Source organism: Sporosarcina sp. P32b (assembly GCF_002743335.1).
Taxonomy (GTDB): domain Bacteria; phylum Bacillota; class Bacilli; order Bacillales_A; family Planococcaceae; genus Sporosarcina.
This window is the reverse complement of sequence record NZ_PDZB01000047.1, coordinates 1-3,280: the sequence shown is the minus strand read 5'-3', so window position 1 is coordinate 3,280 and position 3,280 is coordinate 1. Positions and strand designations below refer to the sequence as shown.

Annotated in this window: 1 rRNA gene; it reads left to right on the top strand. The window is 50.9% G+C overall.

Annotated elements, in window-relative coordinates:
* Positions 1–295 precede the first annotated feature (295 nt).
* Positions 296–3,224: ribosomal RNA gene (locus tag CSV64_RS16330) — 23S ribosomal RNA — on the top strand.
* Positions 3,225–3,280 lie beyond the last annotated feature (56 nt).

The window sequence follows — 3,280 nt, the reverse complement described above, 5'->3', positions numbered from 1 at the left end:
GGTAGCCGTATCGGAAGGTGCGGCTGGATCACCTCCTTTCTAAGGATTATGTTTTCTTGCCTGAAATATGGAAGAAACATTCGGAAGATAGATCTTCGATCTATCACGTTAACGTTTTGCGTTCAGTTTTGAAGGCTCATTTTGTGAGTGTTCAAAACTTTTTTCTTGTTCATTGAAAACTGGATAAAACGACATTGAAAGTAATCAAGTAATCAACCGAGTCGCATGTATGCGATTCAAGCAATCTTTTTAACCTTCTGATTCCTATCGCTAGGATGAAGTTGGACCTTTTATAGGTTAAGTTAGAAAGGGCGCACGGCGGATGCCTTGGCACTAGGAGCCGATGAAGGACGGCACTAACACCGATATGCTTCGGGGAGCTGTAAGTGAGCTTTGATCCGAAGATTTCCGAATGGGGAAACCCACTGTCCATAATGGGACAGTACGTGTATGTGAATACATAGCATACTCGTGGCACACCCGGAGAACTGAAACATCTAAGTACCCGGAGGAAGAGAAAGAAACATCGATTCCCTTAGTAGCGGCGAGCGAAACGGGAAGAGCCCAAACCAAGAAGCTTGCTTCTTGGGGTTGTAGGACACTCTATACGGAGTTACAAAGGAATGTGTTAGATGAAGCGATCTGGAAAGATCCGCAAAACAGGGTAATAGCCCCGTAGTCGAAAGCACATTCTCTCCAGAGTGGATCCTGAGTACGGCGGAACACGTGAAATTCCGTCGGAATCCGGGAGGACCATCTCCCAAGGCTAAATACTCCCTAGTGACCGATAGTGAACCAGTACCGTGAGGGAAAGGTGAAAAGCACCCCGGAAGGGGAGTGAAATAGATCCTGAAACCGTGCGCTTACAAATTGTCAGAGCCCGTTAATGGGTGATGGCGTGCCTTTTGTAGAATGAACCGGCGAGTTACGATTCCATGCAAGGTTAAGCTGAGAAAGCGGAGCCGCAGCGAAAGCGAGTCTGAATAGGGCGAATCAGTATGGGGTCGTAGACCCGAAACCAGGTGATCTACCCATGTCCAGGGTGAAGGTCAGGTAACACTGACTGGAGGCCCGAACCCACGTATGTTGAAAAATGCGGGGATGAGGTGTGGGTAGCGGTGAAATTCCAATCGAACCTGGAGATAGCTGGTTCTCTCCGAAATAGCTTTAGGGCTAGCCTCAAACGAAAGAATCTCGGAGGTAGAGCACTGTTTGGACGAGGGGCCCATCCCGGGTTACCGAATTCAGACAAACTCCGAATGCCGATGATTTATGTTTGGGAGTCAGACAGTGGGTGATAAGATCCATTGTCGAGAGGGAAACAGCCCAGACCACCAGCTAAGGTCCCCAAGTATCTGTTAAGTGGAAAAGGATGTGGCGTTGCCCAGACAACCAGGATGTTGGCTTAGAAGCAGCCATCATTTAAAGAGTGCGTAATAGCTCACTGGTCGAGTGGCGCTGCGCCGAAAATGTACCGGGGCTAAACAGATCACCGAAGCTGTGGATTGACCTTAGGGTCAATGGTAGGAGAGCGTTCCAAGGGCGTTGAAGCTAGACCGGAAGGACTGGTGGAGCGCTTGGAAGTGAGAATGCCGGTATGAGTAGCGAAAGAAGGGTGAGAATCCCTTCCACCGAATGCCCAAGGTTTCCTGAGGAAGGCTCGTCCGCTCAGGGTTAGTCAGGACCTAAGTCGAGGCCGATAGGCGTAGACGATGGACAACAGGTTGATATTCCTGTACCACCTCCCCGCCGTTTGAGTAATGGGGGGACGCAGTAGGATAGGGTGAGCACACAGTTGGTTGTGTGTCTAAGCAGTGAGGTGGAGAACGAGGCAAATCCCGTTCTCATATAACACTAGGCTGTGATGGCGAGGAGATTTATCTCCAGAGTCCCTGATTTCACACTGCCAAGAAAAGCCTCTAGCGAGGCGGGAGGTGCCTGTACCGCAAACCGACACAGGTAGGCGAGGAGAGAATCCTAAGGTGATCGAGAGAACTCTCGTTAAGGAACTCGGCAAAATGACCCCGTAACTTCGGGAGAAGGGGTGCTCTGGTAGGGTGAATAGCCCGAGAGAGCCGCAGTGAATAGGCCCAGGCGACTGTTTAGCAAAAACACAGGTCTCTGCAAAATCGTAAGATGACGTATAGGGGCTGACGCCTGCCCGGTGCTGGAAGGTTAAGAGGAGGGGTTAGCGCAAGCGAAGCTCTGAATTGAAGCCCCAGTAAACGGCGGCCGTAACTATAACGGTCCTAAGGTAGCGAAATTCCTTGTCGGGTAAGTTCCGACCCGCACGAAAGGCGTAACGATCTGGGCACTGTCTCAACGAGAGACTCGGTGAAATTATAATATGCGTGAAGATGCGCATTACCCGCGACAGGACGGAAAGACCCCGTGGAGCTTTACTGTAGCCTGATATTGAATTCCGGTGCAGCCTGTACAGGATAGGTAGGAGCCTTGGATTCCGGAGCGCTAGCTTCGGAGGAGGCATTGGTGGGATACTACCCTGGCTGTATTGGACTTCTAACCCTTGCCCGTGATCCGGGCAGGAGACAGTGTCAGGTGGACAGTTTGACTGGGGCGGTCGCCTCCTAAAGAGTAACGGAGGCGCTCAAAGGTTTCCTCAGAATGGTTGGACATCATTCGCAGAGTGCAAAGGCATAAGGAAGCTTGACTGCGAGACCTACAAGTCGAGCAGGGTCGAAAGACGGACTTAGTGATCCGGTGGTTCCGCATGGAAGGGCCATCGCTCAACGGATAAAAGCTACCCCGGGGATAACAGGCTTATCTCCCCCAAGAGTCCACATCGACGGGGAGGTTTGGCACCTCGATGTCGGCTCGTCGCATCCTGGGGCTGTAGTCGGTCCCAAGGGTTGGGCTGTTCGCCCATTAAAGCGGCACGCGAGCTGGGTTCAGAACGTCGTGAGACAGTTCGGTCCCTATCCGTCGCGGGCGCAGGAAATTTGAGGAGAGCTGTCCTTAGTACGAGAGGACCGGGATGGACATACCGCTGGTGTACCAGTTGTCTTGCCAAAGGCATCGCTGGGTAGCTATGTATGGACGGGATAAATGCTGAAAGCATCTAAGCATGAAGCCCCCTTCAAGATGAGATTTCCCATTACGCAAGTAAGTAAGATCCCTCAAAGATGATGAGGTGGATAGGTCTGGGGTGTAAGTACGGCGACGTATGTAGCTGACAGATACTAATCGATCGAGGACTTAACCTATTTTAAAAAGTAGTTACTTGAACTACACCAATGTCTTTTATTCAGTTTTGAGTGAA